Genomic DNA, 22,725 nt, shown 5'->3' with positions numbered 1-22,725 from the left:
AGCATGCATAAGAAAAACGACAACGACGTCTGCCTGGTAGGCCACCCCTACGCCCCGATTGGCATGGGCGAACACGTGCGCGCGACATTCCGTTCGTTGCGCAAGGTTGGACAGGCGCCGCAATTACTCGATATCTACAAGCTGGAACAGCCCAATGCGGACGATCAGGCCGAATTGGCGCCGTCGTTCCGCGATGGCGCCGCGAAGATCAATGTGTTCCATATCAATGGCAACGAGGTCGAGCAGGTGTGGAAGCAGCTGAACTATCACGAGCCATGGTCCGGCTATAACATCATTTATCCCTTGTGGGAACTGCCGCGCTATCCCAAGGAGTGGGCAGCGCAACTGGACCGCTTTGACGAAATATGGGCACCATCGGAATTTATCCTGGAGGGCCTGAAAAAGGTCTGCCGCAAGCCGATTTACCACATGCCGCTGTCGTGTGAAGTGTCCCTGAGCGCTTATCTTGGACGCCGCTATTTCTCCATTCCGGAGACCGACTATACGTTCCTCTTCTTTTATGATCTGCGCTCCTACTCGTCGCGCAAGAACCCTGAGGGAGTGTTGCGTGCCTTCCGCGCCTTGCTCGCCAAGCGTCCATATTCGAAGGCGCATCTGGTCATCAAGGTCAACGGCGTGGAAACCAATCCTGCCGCCTTCACGGCGCTGCAGCAAAACGTCCTTGACCTGCATGCCAATGTCACCTTGATCCAGCAAGTGATGTCGAGCAACGAGGTGAAGAATCTCGTGCGTTGCTGCGACTGTTTCCTGTCGTTGCATCGATCGGAAGGCTATGGTTTCGGCATTGCCGAAGCGATGGTGCTGGGTCGTCCCGTCATCGCCACGGCGTATTCGGGCAATATGGACTTCATGTTGCCGGAAGTATCGTTCAGCGTGGATTACAAGCTCATTCCCGTACAAAAAGATGAGTATCCACACCACGAGGACCAAGTTTGGGCCGACCCGAACTACGACCAGGCGGTGGCGTTGATGACTGAATTGGTTGATTCGCCCGCAAAAGGCCGTGCCATGGGTAACCTGGCGCGTCTACATATGCAAAACCGATTCGCTTACCGACCAATAGGATTGAATTACATTGACCGTTTGGATACTATTCGTAGTGCCTTGAGGTAATAGCTGATGTAATGAAAGGGAGGCTGTCTCCCTTTCTGTCTGTTGACCGATACAAGAAAACTCCCGCCTGGATTCAGGCCCTAACTTTATTTGAGAATCTCATGAAATCTTTGCTTTTAACTACTGCAGTTGTTCTGGCCTTGTCTGCTTGCTCTGAAAAAACAGAGCCGGCCGCGCCGGCTGCGGGTGCTCCTGCGGCACCTGCCGCTGTCGCGCCAGTCTTTACCAAGGCTGACGTAACCCGTCCCGCATCGCTGCCAGCTGAATTGGCTGCGGTGACAACATGTTCGTTTGATCGCCTGAATGGTAACGAACACGGCCTGTCGAATAAAATCGCAGACAAGACCAAAGTTTCCTTGAACGGCTGGGCGGCCGACGTCAAGGCCACGGTAGCCCCGGGTCCGGTGTTTATTGAACTGGATGGTCCAGTGAAACTGTACGCCGCTGCCCAGCGTGGCCTGAAACGTCCAGATGTTGCCGGTGCACATAACAATCCTGTGCTGCAAGATGCTGGTTGGGAAGCGAATATCGATATGTCTGCTGCCGTACCAGGCGAATATAAAGTCAATGTCCTGGAAGTCAATGGTACTGCCGCCACCACCTGCAATCCGAATAGCATCCTCGTTATTGCTGGCTAAACAGCTGTGCCGACGGCCGATGGTGGCTGTCGGCAGCTAAGCACGTCCAGTTACCAGCGATCGCCAGACTGCTGAAAAGAATAACATCCTGCCCTGGTCGACCGCGGCGGACCAGAAAATGAAATCAGAATGATCAGTAACAATCGATTGAGACTATCGATACCCGCCGTCTTGCTCTTCGCTTTTGCCTGCTACGTGATTTTTTCCGTCAGCGTGGGGGGGCCGATTTTTGCCTCCGATGAATACGCCTTTTACATCAGCGGTAAGTTCAACAATCAATTAGCCGCGCTGTACAGCCTTGACCCAGGCTTGCAACGGGTTTCCAATTTTGTGTATTTTTCCTTGGTGCATATCAGCACACGCCTGTTTGGCGAGCATTTTCTTGCTGCCTATCGCGTGTTGCATGCCATCGAGTACCTGGCCGCCGTCTGGCTGATCGCGCGCACGGTGCTGCCCGTGGCTGGCGCACAGCGCATGTTGCCGGGCATTATTGCCTGCCTGTTGTTTCCGGCGCATATCTATCTGTACGCCGTGATGCCGGAAGTCGACCTGATGCTGCTGGCTGCCATTCTCGGCTTTGCATTGGCGCGGGTTTATCCGCAGCACTGCCTGCGTGGCAGCGTGTTGGCTGGCGGGGCATTGGGCACCGCGATATTAATCAAACCGCATGCGGTGGCCATGCTCCTGGCGGCCCTGGCCACCTTGCCATTGCTGTGGGCAGCGGGTGCCGGTCCGCGCCGCCTGGCCAAGGTGCTGCGTAATGGCGTACTGATGCTGTTTACCGCTTATGTCGTGTTGATCTCACTGGCCTTCGCGAGCACCGGGAACTGGTCTTTCGATCCTACCGTTGCGCTCGGTTTGAAGTTTTATGGCCGGTATCTGGATAACCCGGTCGCCCAGGTCTCTGTGTTCAGTCGGCTTTTCAGTGCCTTGTATTATCTGTTGGGAAATGCGACTGTCATTGCCCTGATTTTTTCCCCGGTGCTGGTCTGGAGCGCCAGTCATCTGGTCATCTGTTTACGGCGACGCAGCAGCAGCACGCCCGAGAAGACCGCGCTGGCCATTTTTGTCATCACCATGGTCGCTTCGCACCTGGCCATGACGGCGTGGTTTACGGCCGGCGCAGCGGCACTGAGCGAGGGCGAGGCCATGCGTCTGCACGGCCGCTACTTGAGCGCTGCCTTGATCTGGTTGCCGGCCTTGTATTTTTTTGCCCTTGCCGAGCTGTCCGAGCGGGCGAAGAAGGCCACCTTGCTGCTGCTGGGGGCCGCGCTCTTGTTGGGCATGTTTGTCGTTATTCCAAAATTTAAGATCTTCCCTTGGGATAATCCGCTGTTTTTCGCGTTCTTCAATCCTCAAAACTGGTTCCAATGGTCGTTTGGGGGGGCGCTTCCCTACATCGGCATGCTGCTGTTTGTCGTGCTGATCGGCGGCCTGGGCGCCTCCATCTATCGGCGTCAATGGCTGCCACGGATATTGGCTGTGCAGCTGTTTCTGATCCTGGGCGTCGGATGTTTACAGAGCTACGCATGGCTCGCTTCCCATTTGCATGGCACTGCCGAGATCAGCCGCAGTGGACGTGCGCTGGGCCTGCTGTTGGGCGATAAGCAGATAGGCAGGGGCGTTGTCGTCTCGGAAGAGCGTTATGGCCGCGCATCGTATCTGCTCTTTGGCCTGGGCAACGCGCCCAAGGTGATCACGCAGGCGGCTGGAGCGCGTATCTCGGCACAGGATATCGCTGGTGCCGACTGGGTGGTGCTCGATGGTGAGTATCAACTGGACTTTGACTATGCCGCATCGCTGACAGTGGGCAAGATGCGCCTGATTCCGCTGCAGTCCGGAAGTGCTGCCATCGCCATTGCAAATCGCGTTGCCAGTGCGCCAGTGGCGGCAGCTGTACCGGCCGTCCAGCGCCAGGCCGGGCCTAAAACCGTGTTGAGTGTCGGTGAAGTTTCACCATGGGCCTTGGCGCAGGCGCCGGGCAATGGCCTGCTGCTGACGGGCTTTAATGCGCCGGAAGAGTGGGGTGCCTGGAGCAGCGAAACTGTCGCCGAAGTCCTGTTGCCGCGCTTGCTGCAAGGCCACTTGCGCATCAAGCTGTTTGGCTGGAGCCTGGATGAAAACCTGAAGGCGCCGCTGCGGCTGAAAATTGGCGATCAGGTCCAGGTATTGTCGTTTTCCAATGCCGGCAAGGAAATTGAACTGGTGGTGAATGTATCCAAACCGACAGACCGATTGGTCTTCGAGTCTGGCGTTTTCAAGCCTGCCGATTCCGCCCGCATTCTCGGTGTTGCGATTTCCAGGATCAGCGTCGAGCGTTTGCCGAAGTGATTTGCAACCTTCGGTATCGCCTGCCTGTAGTGTAAGTTTTTTCGGATAATTTTATGAAATATATGTTTAGCGATTCCCGTCATATTGCCGTGGTCATTCCCTGCTACCGCGTCACCAATCACGTACTGGGAGTCATCGCGGCGATCGGGCCAGAAGTGTGGCGCATTTACGCCATCGATGACAAATGTCCCGATGGTTCCGGCGACTTCATCGAAAAGCATAATGTGGATCCACGCGTAGTGGTGCTACGCAATGAAGTGAACCAAGGTGTCGGTGGCGCGGTGATGGCCGGTTATCGCGCGGCGATTGCCGATGGCGCTGGCGTCATCGTCAAGATCGACGGCGATGGCCAGATGGACCCGGCCCTGGTGCCGGATTTTGCCGGCCCTGTTTTGCGCGGCGAAGCCGACTATACCAAGGGAAACAGGTTCTATGATCTTGAAGAAATCCGCTCGATGCCAGCGATCCGCCTGTTCGGCAACGCCGTGCTGTCCTTCATGACGAAAATTTCTTCCGGCTACTGGGATCTGTTCGATCCCACCAATGGCTATACGGCTATCCATGTCGACGTGGCGAAACGTTTGCCCTTCGATAAAATCAGCAAGCGCTACTTTTTTGAAACCGATATCTTGTTCCGATTGAACACCCTGCGCGCGGTCGTGCAGGACGTGCCCATGGACGCCAGCTATGGCGACGAGGTGAGCAACCTGAAGATCTCGAAGATTGTCGGCGAGTTTATCATCAAGCATTGTCGTAATTTCACGAAGCGAATTTTTTACAATTATTATTTGCGCGACCTTTCGATTGCCTCGGTCGAATTGCCACTAGGCTTGTTGCTGACGGGATTTGGCACGGTGTATGGCCTGAGCCATTGGCTGTCCGCCGCCCGCGAAGGCACCGCAACGCCCGCCGGTACCGTCATGCTGTCGGCCCTGCCGATACTGATGGGACTGCAGCTGATTCTGGCCTTCCTTGCCTTTGATATCAACTCCGTACCCAAAACGCCATGGCATCGCCGCGGCCGCCGTGCCGCAGCAGTAATCGGCGAGGAAAAATGAGTATTTCGCTAGCGCGGCTGCGTCATTTTTCTATTTTCGTCGGCGGCGGGGTGCTGTCCGCCGTGGTGGATATCGGTATCCTGAAAGCCTTGCTGGTGGCGGGTCTCACGCCGCCGCTGGCCGTTGCTGGTGGCTTCCTGGCCGGCTTGATTGTGAATTATCTGTTTCATCAGAATCTGACGTTCAAATCCAGGGCATCGGTGCAGAAAGCCTGCCGTTTTCTCGTCGTCGTCGGCATTAATTATGTGATTACGCTGGGGTTTGTCTATCTGTCGGATAATGTCATGGGGTTGGGCGTTATTCTCGGCAAGATTTGTTCGCTACCGTTCGTTGCTGCGAACGGTTTTCTTCTTAGTAAATATTGGGTCTTTAAATGATCACCTTCGCCCCCGTTCAGCACGATACTGCCGCCATCGAAAAATATGTATCGCTGTTCAATGCCTGTTTTCCTGGTGTGGACAAATTCAGCAATGCCTATCTTACTTGGCTCTATCACGATAATCCGGATGGTTCCGTCATTGGCTTCGATGCCTGGGATGGCGATGTGCTTGCTGCCCATTATGTGACCATCCCCGCGATGGCCAGCGTTGGTGGCCAGCTTGTGCGGGTAGCGCTGTCGCTGAATACCGCGACGCATCCTACCTACCAAGGCAAGGGCCTGTTTACCAAGCTCGCGGAGATGACCTACGAAGCGGCGCAAAGCCAGGGCATCGATGCCATCTATGGCGTTGCCAATGCCAACAGTACCCCGGGCTTCATTCGCAAGCTGGGCTTCCAGCTGGTGGAACCCTTGCAGGCGCAGGTCGGCATCGGCGCCGTGCGGCGTGCGGTGGCAGGCCAGGCCCTGGGCCAGTTCGAGCGCGTGCACTCGGCGGCCAGCCTGAACTGGCGTTGCGCCAATCCGCAGAACCGCGTCCACGCGCGCCGCTCGCATGGCATGCTGGAGTTCTTTGCCCCGTCGGTCAAGCCCTGGCTGCCCGCTTATGCGGAACTGCCGCCTGTCGATGGCAGCGAGTTGATACTGAGTCCGCCGCCGATGATGTCGCCATTGCGCCTGTTTGTCGGCCTGGTTCCGGCGGCCATCTCCCGCAGCGCTACCTATGTCGCCATTCCTGATCGTTTCAAACCGTCACCGCTGAATTTCATTTACCGCTCTCTGAGCGGCCGGATGGACAAGCTCGAAGCTGGTAGCGTCGGTTTTTCTTTCCTGGATTTTGATGCCTACTGACCACCAGAAGCCATCAACGGCGCTCTTCCTGTTCGCCCATCAAGACGATGAGTTTGGCGTCTTCCAGCAGATACTGAACGAGCGGCTGGCAGGGCGACAGGTACTGTGTGCCTATCTAACGGACGGTGCGAGCGCGACTGTGCCTGCGAGTACGCGTAACGAAGAATCGTTACGTGTGCTCGGATCGCTGGGTATCCCCCCTGACGGTGTGATTTTTGCTGGGGAATTCCTCGGTATCGGTGACGCGAAGCTGCCGTACCATATGCTTAGCGTAGCCAACTGGCTGCAAGACACTTTGCTAGCCTACCCGGGTATTGATGTCATTTATTTCCCAGCATGGGAGGGGGGGCATCATGATCATGACGCATTGCATGCGGTCGCCGCCCATGTGAGTCATAAAAATGGCCTTGGAGCCTCGCTGCGCCAATTCTCCCTGTATAACGGCAAGAATTGTCCTGGGCCTTTTTTCTCGGTTTTAAAGCCGCTACCTGCGAATGGTCCAAGCACGAAGTCGGTTATTTCGATGCGGAACCGTTTGCGTTTTCTGCGTTACTGCCTTGCATATCCGTCACAGCGAGTGACCTGGATTGGACTTTTGCCATTTGTACTCACGCATTATTTGTTCAATGGTTTGCAAGAGTTGCAGGCGGTCAGCCTGCAGCGTTTGGACGAGCGGCCGCATGCCGGCCCCTTGTACTACGAGAAGCGTAAATTTTTTACTTGGGAACAAATGCAGGCGGAACTTGCCAGATTCCGTCCATGAGGGACAAGGAAGACATTTTCGTCTTCCAGGCTACAGATGCAATTGAAAATGGCCGAGTAATCGGCCATTTTCTTATAGTGCTTGATTAATATCTTTTCCTATTAGTCCAGCGGCATAGTCAGATATGTGGTCACTGTAACTGTACAGCAGACGGCCATCCTTGAAGGGTTGGCATTTTCCGCTGGCAACATCGCACAGATACGGATAGGTGTCGAAGATAGCAACCTTCTCCGGGTACTTTGCCTGAACCGCCTTCAGTAGCTGGCGATAGTTTTGCGCCAGCTCCGTCTGACGGGCTAACTGGATTTCACAGCGAGGGTTGACTTGTTTGATTAGACCCTTATTCAACAGGCTGACGCTAGTTGCCCGGCCGATACATTCTCGTGGATCGGGCAGCGTCGGATTATCGATGACTAACATCACTTTTTTCCCCGCATGAATAATTTGTTCTGTCGTGGCTTGCAGGCCAGCCAGAGCGGCGGCGTAATTTTTACTGTCAGGTAAGTCCTCAATCGAATAATCATTTTTCAGCTGGAATAGGGCACGCGCTGCCGCAACGATCACTACTGTTTCAATTTTTTCATTGCTGTTGATTGCATTTAGAGCAATCTTTAACAGCCTCTGATGTCCTTCGTACATAGGGTTGCTGGACAGAACAGGTACTGGTGCACCGTTCGGACCATTGCCGCCAATAAACATCCAACGGCCTTTCTCATCGGAAGTGCGTACCAGGCCGCCATACAGCGCCGCCGCCTTGCTGTCGCCGAGCAGGGCATATTTGGCGACACCGCGGACGTCGCGTCTGCAGTCTCCAAACAAGGCCTTTTCGGTATTGTCACTGATGCCGCACTCGATGACGGATTGTCCCAGGTCGCCGCCGTTGACCCCTGAGTTTTTGTCAGGATTCACTTTAACGACGTTGCGACTTGGTAAACCTTTGCTTTGCTTGGTATAGAAACCCAGTGCGCCAACGCAAATCATGATGCCGATTAAGGCCACGAGTTTTGTATTTCCGTTTTTTCCGAAGCGGATAGGTTTCTCGATAAGCGTATAAGTTAGCCAGGCCAGCAATATTGCCAGCAACACGGCTGCAAGGCGCATCTCAAATGATGGCGGTTGGCTTTGGACAATGCGCATGAATGCGAGTAACGGCCAATGCCACAAATACAAGGGGAAGCTGATCAGTCCGAACCATTTGAGGAGCGGATGCGAAAGAAGAAATTTGTTCAGCCAGGAATGCGGACCTGCGGCGATGATTAAAAAAGTTCCCAAAGTTGGGAGTATGGCCCACCAGCCGGGAAACTGTTTTCCCTTGTCCATGATCAATAGCCCAACGACAATTAGTCCCATGCCTAAGATGGCTGGAAGCTGCAGTATCACACGGTGTTTTTTTTGCGCAGACGTTTTCTGGTCAGGGCGTGGGCCAAGATAATTCAGCAGATTGTTTTTATATAATGCAATATAAGCAAGTATCGCGCCCACGAGTAATTCCCAGAAACGGGTCTGTGGCGAGTAAAACGTCAGGACCGGATCACTGCCTATCTTCCAGATGTTCAGTATGAACGATGCTGCCAGGAAGAGTAGTGTGATTGCCAGCAGGTTGATCCGTCGTTTCCAGGCAAACCATAGGAACAAGGGCCAGACGATATAGAACTGTTCTTCCACGCCGAGGGACCAAAGATGCAGTAGTGGTTTCGTGTCTGCGGAATTGTCAAAATATCCACTTTCTTTCCAGTACAGAAAATTGGATATGAAGCCGCTACCACCGGCGATGTGTTTGCCCAATTGTTCAAATTCATCTGGTAATAGCGAGACCCAGCCGAATGCGTAGCAGAAGATAAGGACAATTAATAAGGTAGGAAATATGCGTTTTATGCGACGGCTATAAAAATCGATAAAACTGAAGCGCCCTTGGTCAAGGCTGGAAAATAAGATGGTGGATATCAAGAATCCGGAAATGACGAAGAAAATATCAACGCCGACAAAACCTCCTTTTATGAAGGAAGGAAATGCGTGAAAAAGGACGACAGCAAGTACAGCAATGGCACGTAATCCATCTATGTCAGCCCGATATTTTGGATGGATTGCTGGCAATGAAGGCGAGGAGGAAGATAAATGGTTGGTTTCAATTTTCATTTTTTGACGTCGTTACTAATTTCGGCGCAGATTAATATATCCATGATTTAAATAAATTACCAAAAAAATGCTTTTGCTGCTCTGGTGTCAGTGCGGACGGGCGCTACTTTGACTCTTCGAAGAGCAGCACTTTAACATACACTTTGGCAAGTGAAAAATGAGAAAAGATGCTCATATATAAATGTTTTTATAAAGGTAATTGCATCCATGTTTTGCCCTCTAGGCACGACGTCAGACTGCAATTTTATTGTCATTAGTGCACTTATTTCTTCAGGATGTGGATGCGTAAGAATAGTCTGTATGCACAACGATGTTGCCATAAATGAAAGTTGGTGTTCGGGAGTATGAGGAATTGCAAGGCATTTGTTATATACTGTGCAGCGTTCTTCATGGATGAATGCCAATGGAAATAAGCTGGTTCTTCGTTATTTTATACTGTTGGAATGTTTCACATTTGAAATAATTGTTGTTTTAGATACTAATTTGGGTTGAGCGAAAATATTAATGAATACTACATACCATACCAAAAAAGCCCTAATCACCGGTATCACTGGCCAGGATGGCGCCTATCTTGCGCAACTTCTGCTGGAGAAGGGGTATGCGGTAACCGGTACGTATCGTCGTACCAGTTCGGTCAATTTTTGGCGCATCGAGGAACTGGGCATTCAAAATCATCCGAAGCTGTCGCTGGTCGAATATGACTTGACTGACCTCGGTTCGAGCATCCGCCTGTTGCAAGCCGGCGATTTCGACGAAATCTATAATCTGGCGGCGCAGAGCTTTGTCGGCGTGTCGTTCGACCAGCCAGTGACAACGGCAGGTATCACGGGCATCGGTCCGGTTTTCCTGCTCGAAGCGATCCGCATCGTGAATCCGAAGATCCGTTTCTACCAGGCGTCGACATCGGAGATGTTTGGCAAGGTGCAAGCGATACCGCAAGTGGAAGACACGCCGTTTTATCCGCGTAGCCCATACGGCGTTGCCAAGCTGTACGCGCACTGGATGACGGTCAATTACCGTGAATCGTATGGTATTTTCGGCGCCAGCGGCATTCTCTTCAATCATGAGTCGCCTCTGCGCGGACGTGAATTTGTCACGCGCAAGATCACCGATTCCGTGGCGAAGATCAAGCTGGGCCAGCTTGATGTGCTGGAACTGGGCAATATGGATGCCAAGCGCGACTGGGGTTATGCCAAGGAGTATGTGGAAGGCATGTGGCGCATCCTGCAGGCGGACCAGCCTGATACTTTCGTCTTGGCTACCAACCGGACAGAGACCGTACGTGATTTTGTCACGATGGCTTTCAAGGCGGTCGGTGTACAGATCGAATGGCAGGGTACGGCCGAGAATGAAACCGGACGTTGCAGCAGCAGCGGCAAGACGCTGGTGCGCGTGAGTCCGAAATTCTATCGTCCTGCCGAGGTGGAACTGCTCATTGGCGATCCGGCCAAGGCAACCCGCGAACTTGGCTGGGCACCCAAGACCACGCTCGAAGAGCTGTGCCAGATGATGGTCGATGCCGACCTGCGCCGTAATACAGCTGGTTTTTCTTTCTAAGGTGAATGCCATGAGCGGGAAGACTACCGCGCTGCCCGCCGATGGGGCAGAAAAAAGCGCGTTGATTACGGGCATACATGGCTTTACCGGACGCTATATGGCGCAGGTACTTGCCGATGCGGGCTACCGTGTTTTCGGCACGGTACTGTCGGCCAAGGACAGCGGCGGCGACCTTGTCGCTGTTGACCTGGCCGACCTCGACGCGGTGGCGCGCATGGTCGAGGCGGTGCAGCCCGATGTGGTCGTGCACCTGGCTGCTATCGCCTTTGTCGCCCATGCGGACGTCGAGGCGATTTATCGCGTGAATATTGTCGGTACGCGCAATCTGCTCACTGCGCTGGCCAGCCTTGACAAAAAGCCGTCTGCCGTATTGCTCGCTTCCAGCGCGAATATTTATGGCAATACGGACGTCGAGCCGATTACCGAGGATGTCATGCCGGCGCCAGCCAATGATTACGCGGTAAGCAAGCTGGCGATGGAATACATGGCCCGCCTGTGGATGGACCGCCTGCCTGTCATGCTGGTGCGGCCATTCAACTATACGGGGCTGGGGCAGCACGAGAATTTCCTGCTGCCTAAGATTGTGTCGCATTTCCGCAGCGGCGCGCGCGACATTGAACTGGGCAACCTGAATGTGGCACGCGATTTCTCGGATGTGCGCATGGTTACCGACAGCTACGGCAAGTTGGTGGCGCTCGGTGATGCGGCGGCGGGACATACTTTCAACATCTGTTCTGGCGTGGCATATACGTTGCAACAGGTGCTCGATCTGATGGCAGATATTGCCGGCTATCGCATCAATGTCCACGTGAATCCTGCCTTTGTGCGTGGCAACGAGGTGGCGCGGCTGGTGGGCAGCAATGCGAAGTTGCAGGTCCATACGGGGCCACTGGCCTTGCGGCCATTAGAGGAAACACTGCGCTGGATGTATGCGGGGTAGTTTCCGTAGGGAAGTAAAGCGTTGCTCAAGTCGCGGGAGCATTCCCGCGACTTGTCAGTGACGGCGTGTTGTTTACATCATTGCTGCTACGGGCAAGAGCAAGATCCTCCGGACTGTGACAGTATCAGTCAAAGCACTCTTTCAGTAATGTCTCTACGCAGAGCTCGATCGGCATAGTGTCTGTATTGATGGTGACCTGCGGCGTCCCCGGTGTTTCGTACGGGCTGCCGATGCCCGACATATTGGGTAGTTTTCCGGCCCTTGCCTTTTTGTACAGGCCCTTGGGGTCGCGGCGTTCGCACACCTCCAGCGACGCATCGACATAGACTTCCACGAAATTGTCGGGACCGATCAATTCACGCGCCATTTCACGCTCGCGGCGGAAGGGCGAGATGAATGCCGTGAGCACGATCAAGCCCGCATCGAGCATCAGCTTGGCCACTTCGGCGATGCGGCGTATGTTTTCCACCCTGTCGGCATCGGTAAAGCCGAGATCCTTGTTCAGGCCTTGGCGCACATTGTCCCCGTCGAGCAGGTAGGTGCGTTTGCCTTCGGCATGCAGCGCCACTTCCAGCGCATTGGCGATGGTGGACTTGCCTGAGCCCGACAGGCCGGTGAACCAGATGACCTTGCCTTTATGTCCATTCAGCTTTTCCCGCGCCGGGCGCTGGATCGAGAGTGCCTGCCGGTGGACGTTCTGGGCGCGGCGCAGATTGTGGCGCACCATGCCGATGGCGACGGTGGCATGGGTAAAACGGTCGGTCAGGATGAAGCTGCCCAATGTTTTTGACTGCTCGTAATTGTCGAACACCATGGGCTTGCTGAGAGCGATGTTGCACACCGAGATGCAGTTCAGCTTGAGTTGTTTGGCAGCATGATGTGTCAGCGTATTGACGTCGATTTCATACTTGATGTTGGTGATGGATGCCGCCGCGCTCTGCGTGGCCAGCTTGATGTTGTAGTTGCGTCCCATCAGGCCGGCATCCTGGTCGGTCCAGATCAGCGTTGCTTCCATCTGGTCCGTCATTTCCAGCGGGGAGGCTGCAAGCGACAGGATATCGCCGCGCGACACGTCGATTTCCGTTGCCAGGCGCAGCGTGACCGCGTCGCCCTGGCTGGCTTGCGCTAACGCCCCATCCATGGTGACGATTTCCGCGATGTGGCTGGTTTGTCCGGAGGCCGCCACGCGGATTTCGTCGCCGACGCATATCGCGCCTTGCGCTACCGTGCCGCTGAAGCCGCGGAACGAGGAGTCGGGGCGGTTGACCCATTGCACGGGGAAGACCCAGGACTTGCCTGCAGATGGCTCGGGCTTGACCGTTTCCAGATAGCCGAGCAGCGTAGGGCCCGCATACCATGGCGTGTGCGGTGAACGCTGGCTGAGGTTGTCGCCCTTGAGCGCACTGAGCGGAATGGCCGTCACGCTGGCAAACTTGAACGAAGCGGCAAATGCCGCGAACGCTTCGTTTATTTGCGTATATATTTCCTGCGAGAACTGTACCAAGTCCATTTTATTGATCGCCAGCACAATATGGCGTATGCCCATCAGCGACGCCAGAAAAGCATGGCGGCGGGTCTGGGTCTGGATGCCTTTTTGCGCGTCGATGAGCAGGATGGCGACATCGGCCGTCGACGCTGCGGTCACCATATTGCGCGTGTATTGCTGATGCCCAGGCGTATCGGCGACGATAAAGCGGCGTTGGCTGGTGCCAAAGAAGCGATAGGCGATATCGATCGTGATGCCTTGTTCCCGCTCCGCGGCCAGGCCATCGACCAACAAGGCAAAGTCGATCTCGTCCCCCTGCGTGCCAAACTTCTTTGACTCTTTTTGCAGCGAGCTGAATTGATCGTCAAGCAATTGCTGGGACTCCCACAGCAGGCGCCCGATCAAGGTGCTTTTGCCATCGTCGACATTGCCGCATGTGATGAAGCGCAGCAGTTCCTGGTTATCTTGCTGCTTCTGCAGTGCTTCGAGCGTATCGAGATGTGTCTGCGGTCGCAGATTGGCTGCAGGTGCTGGCGTTATTTTTTTTGGGCGAGACATTAAAAGTATCCTTCTTGTTTCTTTTTTTCCATGCTTGCAGATGCATCGTTATCGATGGCGCGCCCCTGGCGCTCCGAATTCCTGGCATGTACCAGCTCCATAATGATTTCGGGCAAAGACGCGGCCGTCGACTCGATTGCCCCGGTCAAAGGGTAGCAGCCGAGAGTACGGAATCGAACCATTTTTTTGTAAAAGAGTTCGTCAGGAAGCAGGGGCATGCGTGCGTCGTCGACGAGGACCCACATGCCGTCGCGTTGTACGACAGCGCGCTCCTTGGCAAAGTACAGCGGCACCACGGGTATGCCTTCCTGGTGGATGTACTGCCAAATATCCAGCTCGGTCCAGTTCGACAAGGGGAATACGCGGACGCTCTCGCCTTTGTTCTTGCTGGTGTTGTACAGGTTCCAGGGTTCGGGGCGCTGGTTCTTTGGATCCCAGCCGTGGCTTGCCGAGCGAAACGAGAAGATGCGCTCCTTGGCGCGTGATTTTTCCTCGTCGCGGCGCGCGCCGCCGAAGATCACGTCGAATTGATATTTATCCAGTGCCTGTTTCAGGCCCGCCGTCTTGGTGATGTCCGTATGCAGCGTCGCGCCGTGGTCGAAAGGATTGATGTTTTTTTCAATCGCTTCAGGATTGGTGTGCACGAGTATTTCCATGCCGTTCGCGCGTACCATGGCATCGCGGAATTGATACATTTCCTGAAATTTCCAGCGGGTATCGACATGCAATAGCGGGAAGGGCGGCAGGGAGGGGTAAAAGGCCTTGCGCGCCAGATGCAGCATGACGGAACTATCCTTGCCCAGCGAGTACAGCATGCATGGATTGCCACCCGCCGCGACGGCTTCACGCAGGATGTCGATGCTCTCTGCCTCCAGCCGCTTCAAATGGCGCGAGGTCGGCAGGACCGGGCCGCGATTGACATTCGGCGTGGTGGTGGGATAGCTGAGCAGGCATATGCCGATGCCGGGGCTGAGCGGCATATCGCGGCACAGCTTGGTAAGTTGACCGTGCGGGAAGAGGGCGAGCGGCTTGCCGAGATGCTCTTGCAGGCGTGCAAACGCGGTGGCGATGCTGTTTTGGCTCGGGATGGCGTCCCCGAGTGGCAGCCAATAGCGGGCACCGCGCGCATCATTGAAGTGCAGGCACTCCTGGCCGCCAGGCAACTTCGCCAATTGGGCAAAGACCGGCAAGATGCGCTTGCTGCGCGCCTGTGCGATTTCCCACTCCAGCACGGCCGGGATCGGGGCTGCGCCGTTTTCATCGCGAATGGCACTGGTGCCAAGTGCCGCAGGAAGCATTTCCAGCTTGTGCAGCAGGCGCTCCGCGGTGCGCTTGGTGTCGGCGGCCCCCAAGGCCTGCAGTTGCAGGAAGGCGCTTTCAGTATCCCAGATGCGGTCGGTATCCAGGTTGAACAGAGGTGTGTGTGGCCGTGTCATGCAATCCTCGCTTGTCGCAATTTGCTATTAAATATTTAAATTCGCGTTTTTCAGATTTGATGATAGCATATGCATGTAAAAATTATGGAAAAATACGTAATGCGACAAATCCTCAGCAGTGAAATGATGCAATCCGTTGTCGCACTGGCCCAACAGGCCGGGGTGGCCATCATGGATATTTATCGCTCCGCCGACCTGGGCGTGCGTTTCAAGGCCGATGCCAGCCCTCTAACGCAGGCGGACTTGCTGGCGCATGCCGTGCTGATACGTGGCTTGGCCGAGCTGACGCCGGATGTGCCAGTGATTTCCGAGGAAGATACCGACGCTGCTGCGCATGCGCCAGCGAAGAAGGGGGATTTCTGGCTGATCGATCCGCTCGACGGTACCAAGGAGTTCCTGGCGCGCAATGATGAGTTTACGGTCAATGTAGCGCTGGTCTCGGATGGCTGCCCGGTTTTCGGTGTCGTGGTGGCGCCAGCGCTGGAGCAAACATACTGGGGCGCAAAAGACCTGGGCGCGTTTCGCGTGGATACGGCCGGCAGCACGGCGATTTGCGCGGCGCTGCCTGCGCATGGCATGCCGCTGCGTATCGTCGCCAGCAAAAGTCATATGAATGCAGCAACCCACGCCTTTATTGCCGCGCTGGGGCCGTGCGAAGTAGTGCAGGCAGGCAGTTCCCTCAAGTTGTGCCGCATCGCCGAAGGCGCTGCACACCTCTATCCGCGCCTGGGGCCAACTTGCGAATGGGATACAGCGGCTGCGCATGCGATTGTCGAGGCCGCTGGTGGCCAGGTGACCACGCTGACCGGTGAACCTTTGCGCTACGGCAAAGCCGATGTGCTCAATCCACATTTTATCGCTGCCTGTGCGGCAGCCACCGGCCATGATTGACGCTGGTTATGCGCTGGCCGGCGCCCTGACCGGTTTGCTCGTTGGCTTGACCGGCGTGGGAGGCGGTGCCGTCATGACGCCGCTGCTGCTCCTGTTTTTTAATGTGCCGCCGGTCACGGCGATTGCCACGGACCTGTGGTTTGCCGCCATCACCAAAGTGTTTGGCGCCGCCGTGCATCAGGGCGGCGGGAATGTCGATTGGCGCGTTGCGCGCCGCTTGTGGATCGGCAGTCTGCCGCTGGCGCTGGTGGTCGTGCTACTGGTGTCCGCTGGCGTGAAAGTGCACAAACTGGACTGGCTGACGCACCTGGTGGGCGCGCTGGTGTTGCTGACGGCCGGCGGCTTGCTGCTGGCCCCCCGTTTATTGACGATGGCTGCTGCGCGCGCCCGCACGGCGCGGCCTGCCGCTGCACGCCGCCAGGCAGCGTTGACGATCGCCGCCGGGGCCGGGCTCGGCATTTGCGTGGCGCTGACCTCGGTGGGCGCCGGGGCGCTGGGCAGCGTGTTGCTGCTGTGCCTGTATCCGGGCCAGATGCCGCCGCACCGGCTCGTCGCCACGGACATCGTCCATGCGATTCCGCTGGCCGTGATCGCCGGCTGCGGCTATCTGTGGGCCGGTCTGGTGGATGGACACATGTTGCTGAGCTTGCTGGCAGGCTCGGTGCCCGCCGTTCTCGCAGGAAGTTTTTTATCGCGCTATTTTTCAGCGCGGGGATTGCAGGTGGCGCTGGCAGGCGTGTTGCTGCTGGCTGGCATCAAAACGCTGGGCTGAGGGCCGGACCGCGCAGTCGTTGCCTTTGGTCCTGCATAACTGATTTTATCAAGGAGAAAGAAAATGTCAAAAAAACACATCTACATCCGTTTTAATAACCGCAATGACAATGATAATCCCTTGCCATGGCGCGTGCTGACGCAGCAGGGCGAACATGACGGCGTGCTGGAGCTGACGCAGGAATTTGCCTCGGAAGTGCGCTTCAGCGCGCCAGTCGTCACCTCGGAAGACCAGATCGCCGCAGGCGTCTTCAAGTGGCACATCAAATCATCGGGCTATGTGTCCTGGCAGGGCGATATCTGCCTGGTCAGCGAAGAGCAGCCGGCCTGATACGTTGCGGCGCATGCGGCCGCAACGTGGCCGGGCCCGCTTATTTGCGGGACAGGTAAAACGTCTCGCGCCAGCCTTTGTGGTAATCGTTCATCGTCGCGCTGTGTTCGGGATGGTCCGCGAAGTAGGCTGCCCAGTCATAATTCTGCGATGTGTAGCCGAAATGATTGGCCAGATACTCGACGGCGGCGCGCGACGGGCGGCCCACCAGAGTATGGCCATTGCGGGTCAGGGAGTCGCTGCACGCCATCTGCTGGTCATCGACCGGTTCGCGCAGCAGCTGTATGCTGTTGGGGTTATTGAACACCAAGCGGCTATCGTCGCTAGCGGCCGAGCCTGCATTGCCTTCGGGCGGGATGACTTCCGTATCGATAATGACAAAGGTGGCGCCCGTGCGCTCGATGCGGTCGAGCAATTCCGCGTGGCGGACCGTATGGTAATAAAAGCCCAGGCACAGGACCACGTCGTAAGTCTGTGCCTGCAGGTGTTCGAACACGTCGCCGCAGTGGAAGGTGTAGCGCGACCGATCGATGCCATACTGATCGAAGGTGGCGATGGCATTGTCAATCAATTCCTGACGCGGTTCGATTCCCGTCACATGCGCCGCTCCGGCCTGCAGGGCGGCGAAAGTCCAGCGCCCGTCATGGCTGGCGATATCGAGGATCCGCTTGCCCGCCAGTTGATCGCTATTGCGGGCAATAATCGCAGCGTGACGTCCGTTGAGGCGGTCTGGAAACGGGCTGGTAACACTGGTCGTATAAAACCGGTCGAACTTGTTAAAAAATTGCATTTTTAGCTTTCCTTCGTCAAGAGTCCACTCTGCGCGCGATGCGCCGTACCGGCGCCTACGCCTGTTTTTTGTCAAAGCAATGCGGGCAAGACACCTCATACACATATTCCGGCGCCAGCTGCTGGCGCGGCGTGACGACGGCGCGGCAGACGAAACACTGCACGGTTTCCGTCGGTTCCAGTTTCGGGTTCAGCGCCGTGCGGTAGTCGAACACGAAGCAGTCGCCCGTGTAGTGCTCGCCGCCCACTTCTTCAAAATACTTGAGGATGCCGCCGTCGAGCTGGTACACGCTGTCGTAGCCGATTTCCTTCATGTGGATGGCAGCCTTTTCGCAGCGGATGCCGCCCGTGCAGAAGGTGACGACGGTCTTGCCTTCCAGTTCGTCCTTGTGCGCGGCGGCGACGGCCGGGAATTCCGTGAACTTGTCGATACGGTAGTCGAGCGTGTTGTTGAACGTGCCCACGTCCACTTCAAAGGCGTTGCGCGTTTCCATCATGACCACGGGTTTGCCCGCATCGTCGACGCCGGCGTCGAGCCAGCGCTTGAGCGTGTGCGCATCGACGGACGGGGCGCGGCCCAGTTCCGGCTTGATCAGCGGCATGCGCATGGTGATGATTTCCTTTTTCAGCTTGACCAGCATGCGCTTGTGCGATTGCTCGTTCGACAAGCTTTCCTTCCATTCCAGATCGGCCAGGCGCGCGTCGCTGCGCACCCAGGCGAGGAAGTTGTCGATATGCTCGCGCGTGCCCGACAGGAACATATTGATGCCTTCCGGCGTCAGCAGGATCGTGCCCTTCAGTTCCAGCGCCAGGCATTGCTCCTGATACAAGGGACGCATGGTTTCCGTATCGTCGAGCGTGATGAATTTATACGCGGCGATATTGACAAACGTGGCGGCCAGCGGGCTGGCGGCGGCGGAAACGGCGGGTGTTGCTGGGTTGATGGCTTGCATGATGGCGATCGGCTTAGACTGAACAGCCGATATTATAAGCCCGACAGGCCGGACGGGATACCCGGTCCGCACCCGCGACGCGGTAGAATAGACCCCATTGAATTTTGCACGAAACGGTACACAGGATGGAAATGGTAATGCAAGAGGCCGGCACTCCGGCAGGTTCACAGCAAGCGATGCAGCCCGGTCCTGCTTTCGTCCATTTGCGCGTGCACTCGGAGTACTCGATCGTCGATGGCCTGGTGCGCATCGACGACGTGGTCAAGGCGGCCGCGAAGGACAAGCAGGTGGCGCTGGCCGTCACCGACCTGTCGAACCTGTTTGGCATGGTCAAGTTCTACAAGGAAGCGCGCGGCAAGGGCATCAAGCCCATCGTCGGCGTCGACGTGTGGATCACGAATGACGACAACCGCGAAAAACCGTCGCGGCTGCTGCTGCTGGCGAAAAACCGCATGGGTTATCTGCAACTGTGCGAACTGCTGTCGACGGCCTGGCTGACGAACCAGTACAAGGGCCGCGCCGAGCTGCGCATCGAGTGGCTGCAGGCGCTGGCGACGAATACCTACGACTTGTACCCGGGCGAAAGCGCGGCCGACGGCTTGATCGTACTGTCCGGCGCGCACTTCGGCGACGTCGGTATCGCCATCGAGAATGGCAACCTGGCCCTGGCCGAACGCAACGCCCAGCGCTGGGCCGAGATTTTCCCCGGCCATTTCTACATTGAAATCCAGCGCGGCGGCCAGGCCAACCAGGAAGCGCAGGTGCGCCACGCGGTGGCGCTGGCGGCCAAGCTGGGCTTACCCGTGGTGGCCACGCATCCCGTGCAATTCATTTCTCCAGAAGAATTTATTGCCCACGAAGCCCGCACCTGTATCGCCGAAGGCGAAATGCTGGCCAACGCCAAGCGCGTGAAACGCTTCAATGACAGCCAGCGCTTCCTGTCGCAGGCCGATATGGCCGAACTGTTCGCCGACTTGCCGGCCGCGCTGGCCAATTCCGTGGAAATCGCCAAGCGCTGCAATTTGACCTTGACCCTGGGCAAGCCGCAGCTGCCGAACTTTCCCACGCCGCCCGGCATGACGATCGACCAGTTCCTCGTCGCCGAATCGCAGGCGGGCCTGGAAAAACGCTTGTTGCAGCTGTATCCCGATCCCGAGCGCCGCGAGAAGGAGCGTCCGCGCTACGAGTCGCGCTTGAAGTTCGAGACGGACACGATTTGCAACATGAAGTTCCCCGGCTACTTCCTGATCGTGGCCGAGTTTATCCAGTGGGCCAAGGAAAACGGCGTGCCCGTCGGCCCGGGCCGCGGCTCGGGCGCGGGTTCCCTGGTCGCGTATTCGCTGCTCATTACCGACCTCGACCCATTGCAGTACAACCTGCTGTTCGAGCGCTTTTTGAATCCCGAACGCGTCTCGATGCCCGACTTCGATATTGACTTTTGCCAGGAAGGGCGCGACCGGGTCATCCAGCACGTCAAGGATTTGTATGGCAAGGAGGCCGTCTCGCAGATCGCCACCTTCGGTACCATGGCGGCCAAGGGCGCGATCCGCGACGTGGGCCGCGTGATGGACTTCGGCTACAACTTCTGCGACGGCATCTCCAAGCTGATCCCGTTCAAGCCGGGCAAGCCCGTGTCGATCGCCGACGCCATCGAAGAAGAGCCGCTGCTCAAGGAGCGCCTGGAAAACGAGGAAGAGGTCAAGCAGCTGCTGGACCTGGCGCAGCAAGTCGAAGGCATCACGCGCAATATCGGCATGCACGCGGGGGGCGTCTTGATTGCTCCCGGCAAGCTGACGGATTTCTGCCCGCTGTACACGCAGGGCGGCGACTCGGGCGTCGTGTCGCAGTACGACAAGGATGACGTGGAGGCCGTCGGCCTTGTGAAGTTCGACTTCTTGGGTCTGACGACCCTGACGATTCTTGACCGCGCCGTGCGCTATATCAAGCAGCTCGATCCCGCGCAGGCGAACTTCGACCTGGCGACCTTGCCGCTGAACGACAAGCCGTCCTACGACCTGCTGACCAAGGCCAAGACCGTGGCCGTGTTCCAGCTCGAGTCGCGCGGCATGCAGGGCATGCTGAAAGACGCGCGTCCCGACCGCTTCGAGGACATTATCGCGCTCGTGGCTTTGTACCGTCCGGGCCCGATGGACCTGATTCCAGATTTTTGCAAGCGCAAGCACGGTGAACGCTTCGACTATCCCGATCCGCGCACGGAATCGATTCTGTCCGAAACCTACGGCATCATGGTGTATCAGGAGCAGGTGATGCAGATGGCGCAGATCGTCGGCGGCTACTCGCTGGGCGGCGCCGACATGCTGCGCCGCGCCATGGGTAAAAAGAAAGCCGAAGAGATGGCCGAGCATCGCGAGATCTTCCGCGCCGGTGCGGCGAAAGATGGCTTGACGGCGGAAAAGGCCGACGAGATCTTCGACTTGATGGAAAAGTTCGCCGGCTACGGTTTTAACAAATCGCACGCCGCCGCCTACGCCTTGCTGTCGTACCACACGGCGTATCTGAAAGCGCACCACACGGCCGCCTTCATGGCAGCCAACTTGTCGCTGGCCATGGACGACACGGACAAGATCAAGATCCTGGTGGAAGACTCGCTGGAGATCTGCAAGCTGACCTTGTTGCCGCCGGATATCAACGAATCCGATTACCGTTTCACGCCGAGCGGCGCGCCGCCGTCCGTGAGCGGCAAGAAAGTCACGCAGATCCGCTATGGCCTGGGCGCCGTGAAAGGTTCCGGGCAGAACGCCATCGAAGCCATCATCGCCGCGCGCGAGGCGGGCGGTCCCTTTACGAGCCTGTTCGATTTCTGCAAGCGCGTGGATAAAAAACAGATCAACCGCCGCACCATCGAGTCGCTGATCCGCAGCGGCGCCTTCGATTGCCTGAAGGTCGACCGCGCCATCCTGCTCGCGTCCGTGGCGTTCGCGATGGAATGCGCGGACCAGGCCGCCAAGGCGGCCAACCAGGTGAGCCTGTTCGGCGGCGACGACAGCGACATGGTGGCGCCGCCCGAGTACGTCAAGGTGCCCGTGTGGAGCGATAAACAGCGGCTGACGGAAGAAAAGATCGCGCTGGGCTTTTATTTGTCCGGCCACCTGTTCGATTCGTATGCGCCCGAGGCGCGCCGCTTCGCGCGCACGAAATTGTCGGAACTGTCGCCGTCGCGCGAACCGCGCATGATGGCCGGCGTCATCACGGGCTTGCGCACGCAGATGACGCAACGGGGCAAGATACTCATCGTCACCCTGGACGACAAGAGCGGCACGGTGGAAGTGACGGTGTACGGCGAATTGTTCGACGCCAACCGGAAAATCTTCAAGGAAGATGAATTCCTGGCCGTGGTCGGCAAGGTGTCGGAAGACCGTTTTTCGGGCGGTTTGCGCATCACGGCCGAGAGCGCCTTCGACATCATCGCCGCGCGCGTGCAGTATGGCCGCCAGCTGGGCCTGACCTTGCCGGCCACCCTGGATGCCAAGCGCATCCGCGACGTGATCCTGCCGCACCGTGCCGAGACGGGCTTGCCGATCGCCGCGCGGGTCAGCCCGCAGGGCGTCAGTTGCGTGCTGCAGTTTGGGGACGAGTGGAAAGTGGCGCCATCGGATGAATTGCAGATGGCACTCGAGCAAATGCTGGGCGCGCAAGAGGTGGCGGTCGAATACTGACCGGCACCACCGGGCGCATATGACAACGCCAAAAACAAAGCCAAACCG

The 22,725-nt window shown here is 57.0% G+C and carries 18 protein-coding genes; 13 read left to right on the top strand and 5 right to left on the bottom strand.

Going from position 1 to position 22,725, the window contains the following annotated elements:
* Nucleotides 1-3: 3 nt before the first annotated feature.
* The 7 genes from CLU90_RS13765 (at nucleotide 4) to CLU90_RS13735 (ending at nucleotide 7,152) form a co-directional block, all read left to right on the top strand.
* Nucleotides 4-1,134, top strand: a complete 1,131-nt coding sequence (locus CLU90_RS13765; RefSeq protein ID WP_198511211.1) for a glycosyltransferase family 4 protein — start codon at nucleotides 4-6, stop codon at nucleotides 1,132-1,134.
* A 101-nt stretch (nucleotides 1,135-1,235) separates the two neighbouring features.
* Nucleotides 1,236-1,772, top strand: a complete 537-nt coding sequence (locus CLU90_RS13760) for a hypothetical protein (protein ID WP_139178283.1) — start codon at nucleotides 1,236-1,238, stop codon at nucleotides 1,770-1,772.
* A 129-nt stretch (nucleotides 1,773-1,901) separates the two neighbouring features.
* Nucleotides 1,902-4,103, top strand: coding sequence for a DUF7024 domain-containing protein (locus CLU90_RS13755; protein ID WP_139178281.1), 2,202 nt, complete (start codon nucleotides 1,902-1,904; stop codon nucleotides 4,101-4,103).
* Between the two features lie 62 nt (nucleotides 4,104-4,165).
* Nucleotides 4,166-5,161 (top strand): glycosyltransferase family 2 protein, encoded by a 996-nt coding sequence (locus CLU90_RS13750; protein WP_442906698.1) that lies wholly within the window; start codon nucleotides 4,166-4,168, stop codon nucleotides 5,159-5,161.
* Nucleotides 5,158-5,538 carry a GtrA family protein gene (locus CLU90_RS13745; RefSeq protein ID WP_092714000.1) on the top strand — a complete coding sequence of 127 codons (381 nt, stop codon included), beginning with the start codon at nucleotides 5,158-5,160 and terminating at the stop codon, nucleotides 5,536-5,538. Before CLU90_RS13750 ends, CLU90_RS13745 begins: the two co-directional genes overlap by 4 nt.
* Nucleotides 5,535-6,389, top strand: coding sequence for a GNAT family N-acetyltransferase (locus CLU90_RS13740; RefSeq protein ID WP_092713998.1), 855 nt, complete (start codon nucleotides 5,535-5,537; stop codon nucleotides 6,387-6,389). The genes CLU90_RS13745 and CLU90_RS13740 overlap by 4 nt, the downstream gene beginning before the upstream one ends.
* Nucleotides 6,379-7,152: a PIG-L deacetylase family protein gene (locus CLU90_RS13735; protein ID WP_100428180.1), complete on the top strand. Its 774-nt coding sequence runs from the start codon at nucleotides 6,379-6,381 to the stop codon at nucleotides 7,150-7,152. The genes CLU90_RS13740 and CLU90_RS13735 overlap by 11 nt, the downstream gene beginning before the upstream one ends.
* A 72-nt stretch (nucleotides 7,153-7,224) precedes the next feature.
* Here CLU90_RS13735 and CLU90_RS13730 read toward each other — a convergent pair whose 3' ends face one another.
* Entirely contained in the window at nucleotides 7,225-9,288 is a 2,064-nt protein-coding gene (locus tag CLU90_RS13730) for an acyltransferase family protein (protein WP_100428179.1), read from the bottom strand.
* Nucleotides 9,289-9,792: 504 nt separating this feature from the next.
* Between CLU90_RS13730 and gmd the strand changes: the two genes are divergently transcribed.
* Together gmd and CLU90_RS13720 are read left to right on the top strand one after the other, a co-directional pair.
* The gene (gmd, locus tag CLU90_RS13725; protein WP_100428178.1) at nucleotides 9,793-10,845 is read left to right on the top strand and encodes a GDP-mannose 4,6-dehydratase; all 1,053 of its coding nucleotides are present in this window, start codon (nucleotides 9,793-9,795) and stop codon (nucleotides 10,843-10,845) included.
* A gap of 10 nt (nucleotides 10,846-10,855) precedes the next feature.
* The gene (locus CLU90_RS13720; RefSeq protein WP_100428177.1) at nucleotides 10,856-11,785 is read left to right on the top strand and encodes a GDP-mannose 4,6-dehydratase; all 930 of its coding nucleotides are present in this window, start codon (nucleotides 10,856-10,858) and stop codon (nucleotides 11,783-11,785) included.
* A gap of 124 nt (nucleotides 11,786-11,909) precedes the next feature.
* Here the strand turns inward: CLU90_RS13720 and cysN are convergent, their stop codons facing one another.
* Nucleotides 11,910-13,829: a sulfate adenylyltransferase subunit CysN gene (gene cysN / locus CLU90_RS13715; protein WP_092713990.1), complete on the bottom strand. Its 1,920-nt coding sequence runs from the start codon at nucleotides 13,827-13,829 to the stop codon at nucleotides 11,910-11,912.
* Nucleotides 13,829-14,731: a sulfate adenylyltransferase subunit CysD gene (gene cysD, locus CLU90_RS13710; RefSeq protein ID WP_232731386.1), complete on the bottom strand. Its 903-nt coding sequence runs from the start codon at nucleotides 14,729-14,731 to the stop codon at nucleotides 13,829-13,831. The genes cysN and cysD overlap by 1 nt, the downstream gene beginning before the upstream one ends.
* Before the next feature lie 633 nt (nucleotides 14,732-15,364).
* Between cysD and cysQ the strand changes: the two genes are divergently transcribed.
* The 3 genes from cysQ (at nucleotide 15,365) to CLU90_RS13695 (ending at nucleotide 17,258) form a co-directional block, all read left to right on the top strand.
* The gene (gene cysQ / locus CLU90_RS13705; RefSeq protein ID WP_092713988.1) at nucleotides 15,365-16,156 is read left to right on the top strand and encodes a 3'(2'),5'-bisphosphate nucleotidase CysQ; all 792 of its coding nucleotides are present in this window, start codon (nucleotides 15,365-15,367) and stop codon (nucleotides 16,154-16,156) included.
* Nucleotides 16,149-16,928, top strand: a complete 780-nt coding sequence (locus CLU90_RS13700) for a sulfite exporter TauE/SafE family protein (RefSeq protein WP_092713986.1) — start codon at nucleotides 16,149-16,151, stop codon at nucleotides 16,926-16,928. Before cysQ ends, CLU90_RS13700 begins: the two co-directional genes overlap by 8 nt.
* A gap of 63 nt (nucleotides 16,929-16,991) precedes the next feature.
* Entirely contained in the window at nucleotides 16,992-17,258 is a 267-nt protein-coding gene (locus tag CLU90_RS13695) for a hypothetical protein (RefSeq protein ID WP_092713984.1), read from the top strand.
* 40 nt (nucleotides 17,259-17,298) lie between these two features.
* Here the strand turns inward: CLU90_RS13695 and CLU90_RS13690 are convergent, their stop codons facing one another.
* Both CLU90_RS13690 and CLU90_RS13685 read right to left on the bottom strand, forming a co-directional pair.
* Nucleotides 17,299-18,048: a class I SAM-dependent methyltransferase gene (locus tag CLU90_RS13690; protein ID WP_157808821.1), complete on the bottom strand. Its 750-nt coding sequence runs from the start codon at nucleotides 18,046-18,048 to the stop codon at nucleotides 17,299-17,301.
* Nucleotides 18,049-18,103: 55 nt separating this feature from the next.
* Complete coding sequence (locus tag CLU90_RS13685; protein ID WP_100428175.1) at nucleotides 18,104-19,000, bottom strand: sulfurtransferase; 897 nt, start codon at nucleotides 18,998-19,000, stop codon at nucleotides 18,104-18,106.
* A gap of 137 nt (nucleotides 19,001-19,137) precedes the next feature.
* On the opposite strand from CLU90_RS13685, the gene dnaE reads away from it, so the two are divergent.
* Nucleotides 19,138-22,677 carry a DNA polymerase III subunit alpha gene (gene dnaE / locus CLU90_RS13680; protein ID WP_100428174.1) on the top strand — a complete coding sequence of 1,180 codons (3,540 nt, stop codon included), beginning with the start codon at nucleotides 19,138-19,140 and terminating at the stop codon, nucleotides 22,675-22,677.
* The last annotated feature ends 48 nt before the right edge of the window (nucleotides 22,678-22,725 follow it).

Source organism: Janthinobacterium sp. 67 (genome assembly GCF_002797895.1).
Taxonomy (GTDB): Bacteria; Pseudomonadota; Gammaproteobacteria; order Burkholderiales; family Burkholderiaceae_D; genus Janthinobacterium.
Note: the sequence above shows the minus strand (reverse complement) of the source record. Positions and strands in the feature narration are given on the sequence as shown.

Bases quoted from the DNA above. Each gene is read 5' to 3' on its own strand.
- CLU90_RS13765 (WP_198511211.1), top strand. From the start codon at position 4: ATGCATAAGAAAAACGACAACGACGTCTGCCTGGTAGGCCACCCCTAC.
- CLU90_RS13760 (WP_139178283.1), top strand. From the start codon at position 1,236: ATGAAATCTTTGCTTTTAACTACTGCAGTTGTTCTGGCCTTGTCTGCT.
- CLU90_RS13755 (WP_139178281.1), top strand. From the start codon at position 1,902: ATGATCAGTAACAATCGATTGAGACTATCGATACCCGCCGTCTTGCTC.
- CLU90_RS13750 (WP_442906698.1), top strand. From the start codon at position 4,166: ATGTTTAGCGATTCCCGTCATATTGCCGTGGTCATTCCCTGCTACCGC.
- CLU90_RS13745 (WP_092714000.1), top strand. From the start codon at position 5,158: ATGAGTATTTCGCTAGCGCGGCTGCGTCATTTTTCTATTTTCGTCGGC.
- CLU90_RS13740 (WP_092713998.1), top strand. From the start codon at position 5,535: ATGATCACCTTCGCCCCCGTTCAGCACGATACTGCCGCCATCGAAAAA.
- CLU90_RS13735 (WP_100428180.1), top strand. From the start codon at position 6,379: ATGCCTACTGACCACCAGAAGCCATCAACGGCGCTCTTCCTGTTCGCC.
- CLU90_RS13730 (WP_100428179.1), bottom strand. From the start codon at position 9,288: ATGAAAATTGAAACCAACCATTTATCTTCCTCCTCGCCTTCATTGCCA.
- gmd (WP_100428178.1), top strand. From the start codon at position 9,793: ATGAATACTACATACCATACCAAAAAAGCCCTAATCACCGGTATCACT.
- CLU90_RS13720 (WP_100428177.1), top strand. From the start codon at position 10,856: ATGAGCGGGAAGACTACCGCGCTGCCCGCCGATGGGGCAGAAAAAAGC.
- cysN (WP_092713990.1), bottom strand. From the start codon at position 13,829: ATGTCTCGCCCAAAAAAAATAACGCCAGCACCTGCAGCCAATCTGCGA.
- cysQ (WP_092713988.1), top strand. From the start codon at position 15,365: ATGCGACAAATCCTCAGCAGTGAAATGATGCAATCCGTTGTCGCACTG.
- CLU90_RS13700 (WP_092713986.1), top strand. From the start codon at position 16,149: ATGATTGACGCTGGTTATGCGCTGGCCGGCGCCCTGACCGGTTTGCTC.
- CLU90_RS13695 (WP_092713984.1), top strand. From the start codon at position 16,992: ATGTCAAAAAAACACATCTACATCCGTTTTAATAACCGCAATGACAAT.
- CLU90_RS13690 (WP_157808821.1), bottom strand. From the start codon at position 18,048: ATGCAATTTTTTAACAAGTTCGACCGGTTTTATACGACCAGTGTTACC.
- CLU90_RS13685 (WP_100428175.1), bottom strand. From the start codon at position 19,000: ATGCAAGCCATCAACCCAGCAACACCCGCCGTTTCCGCCGCCGCCAGC.
- dnaE (WP_100428174.1), top strand. From the start codon at position 19,138: ATGCAAGAGGCCGGCACTCCGGCAGGTTCACAGCAAGCGATGCAGCCC.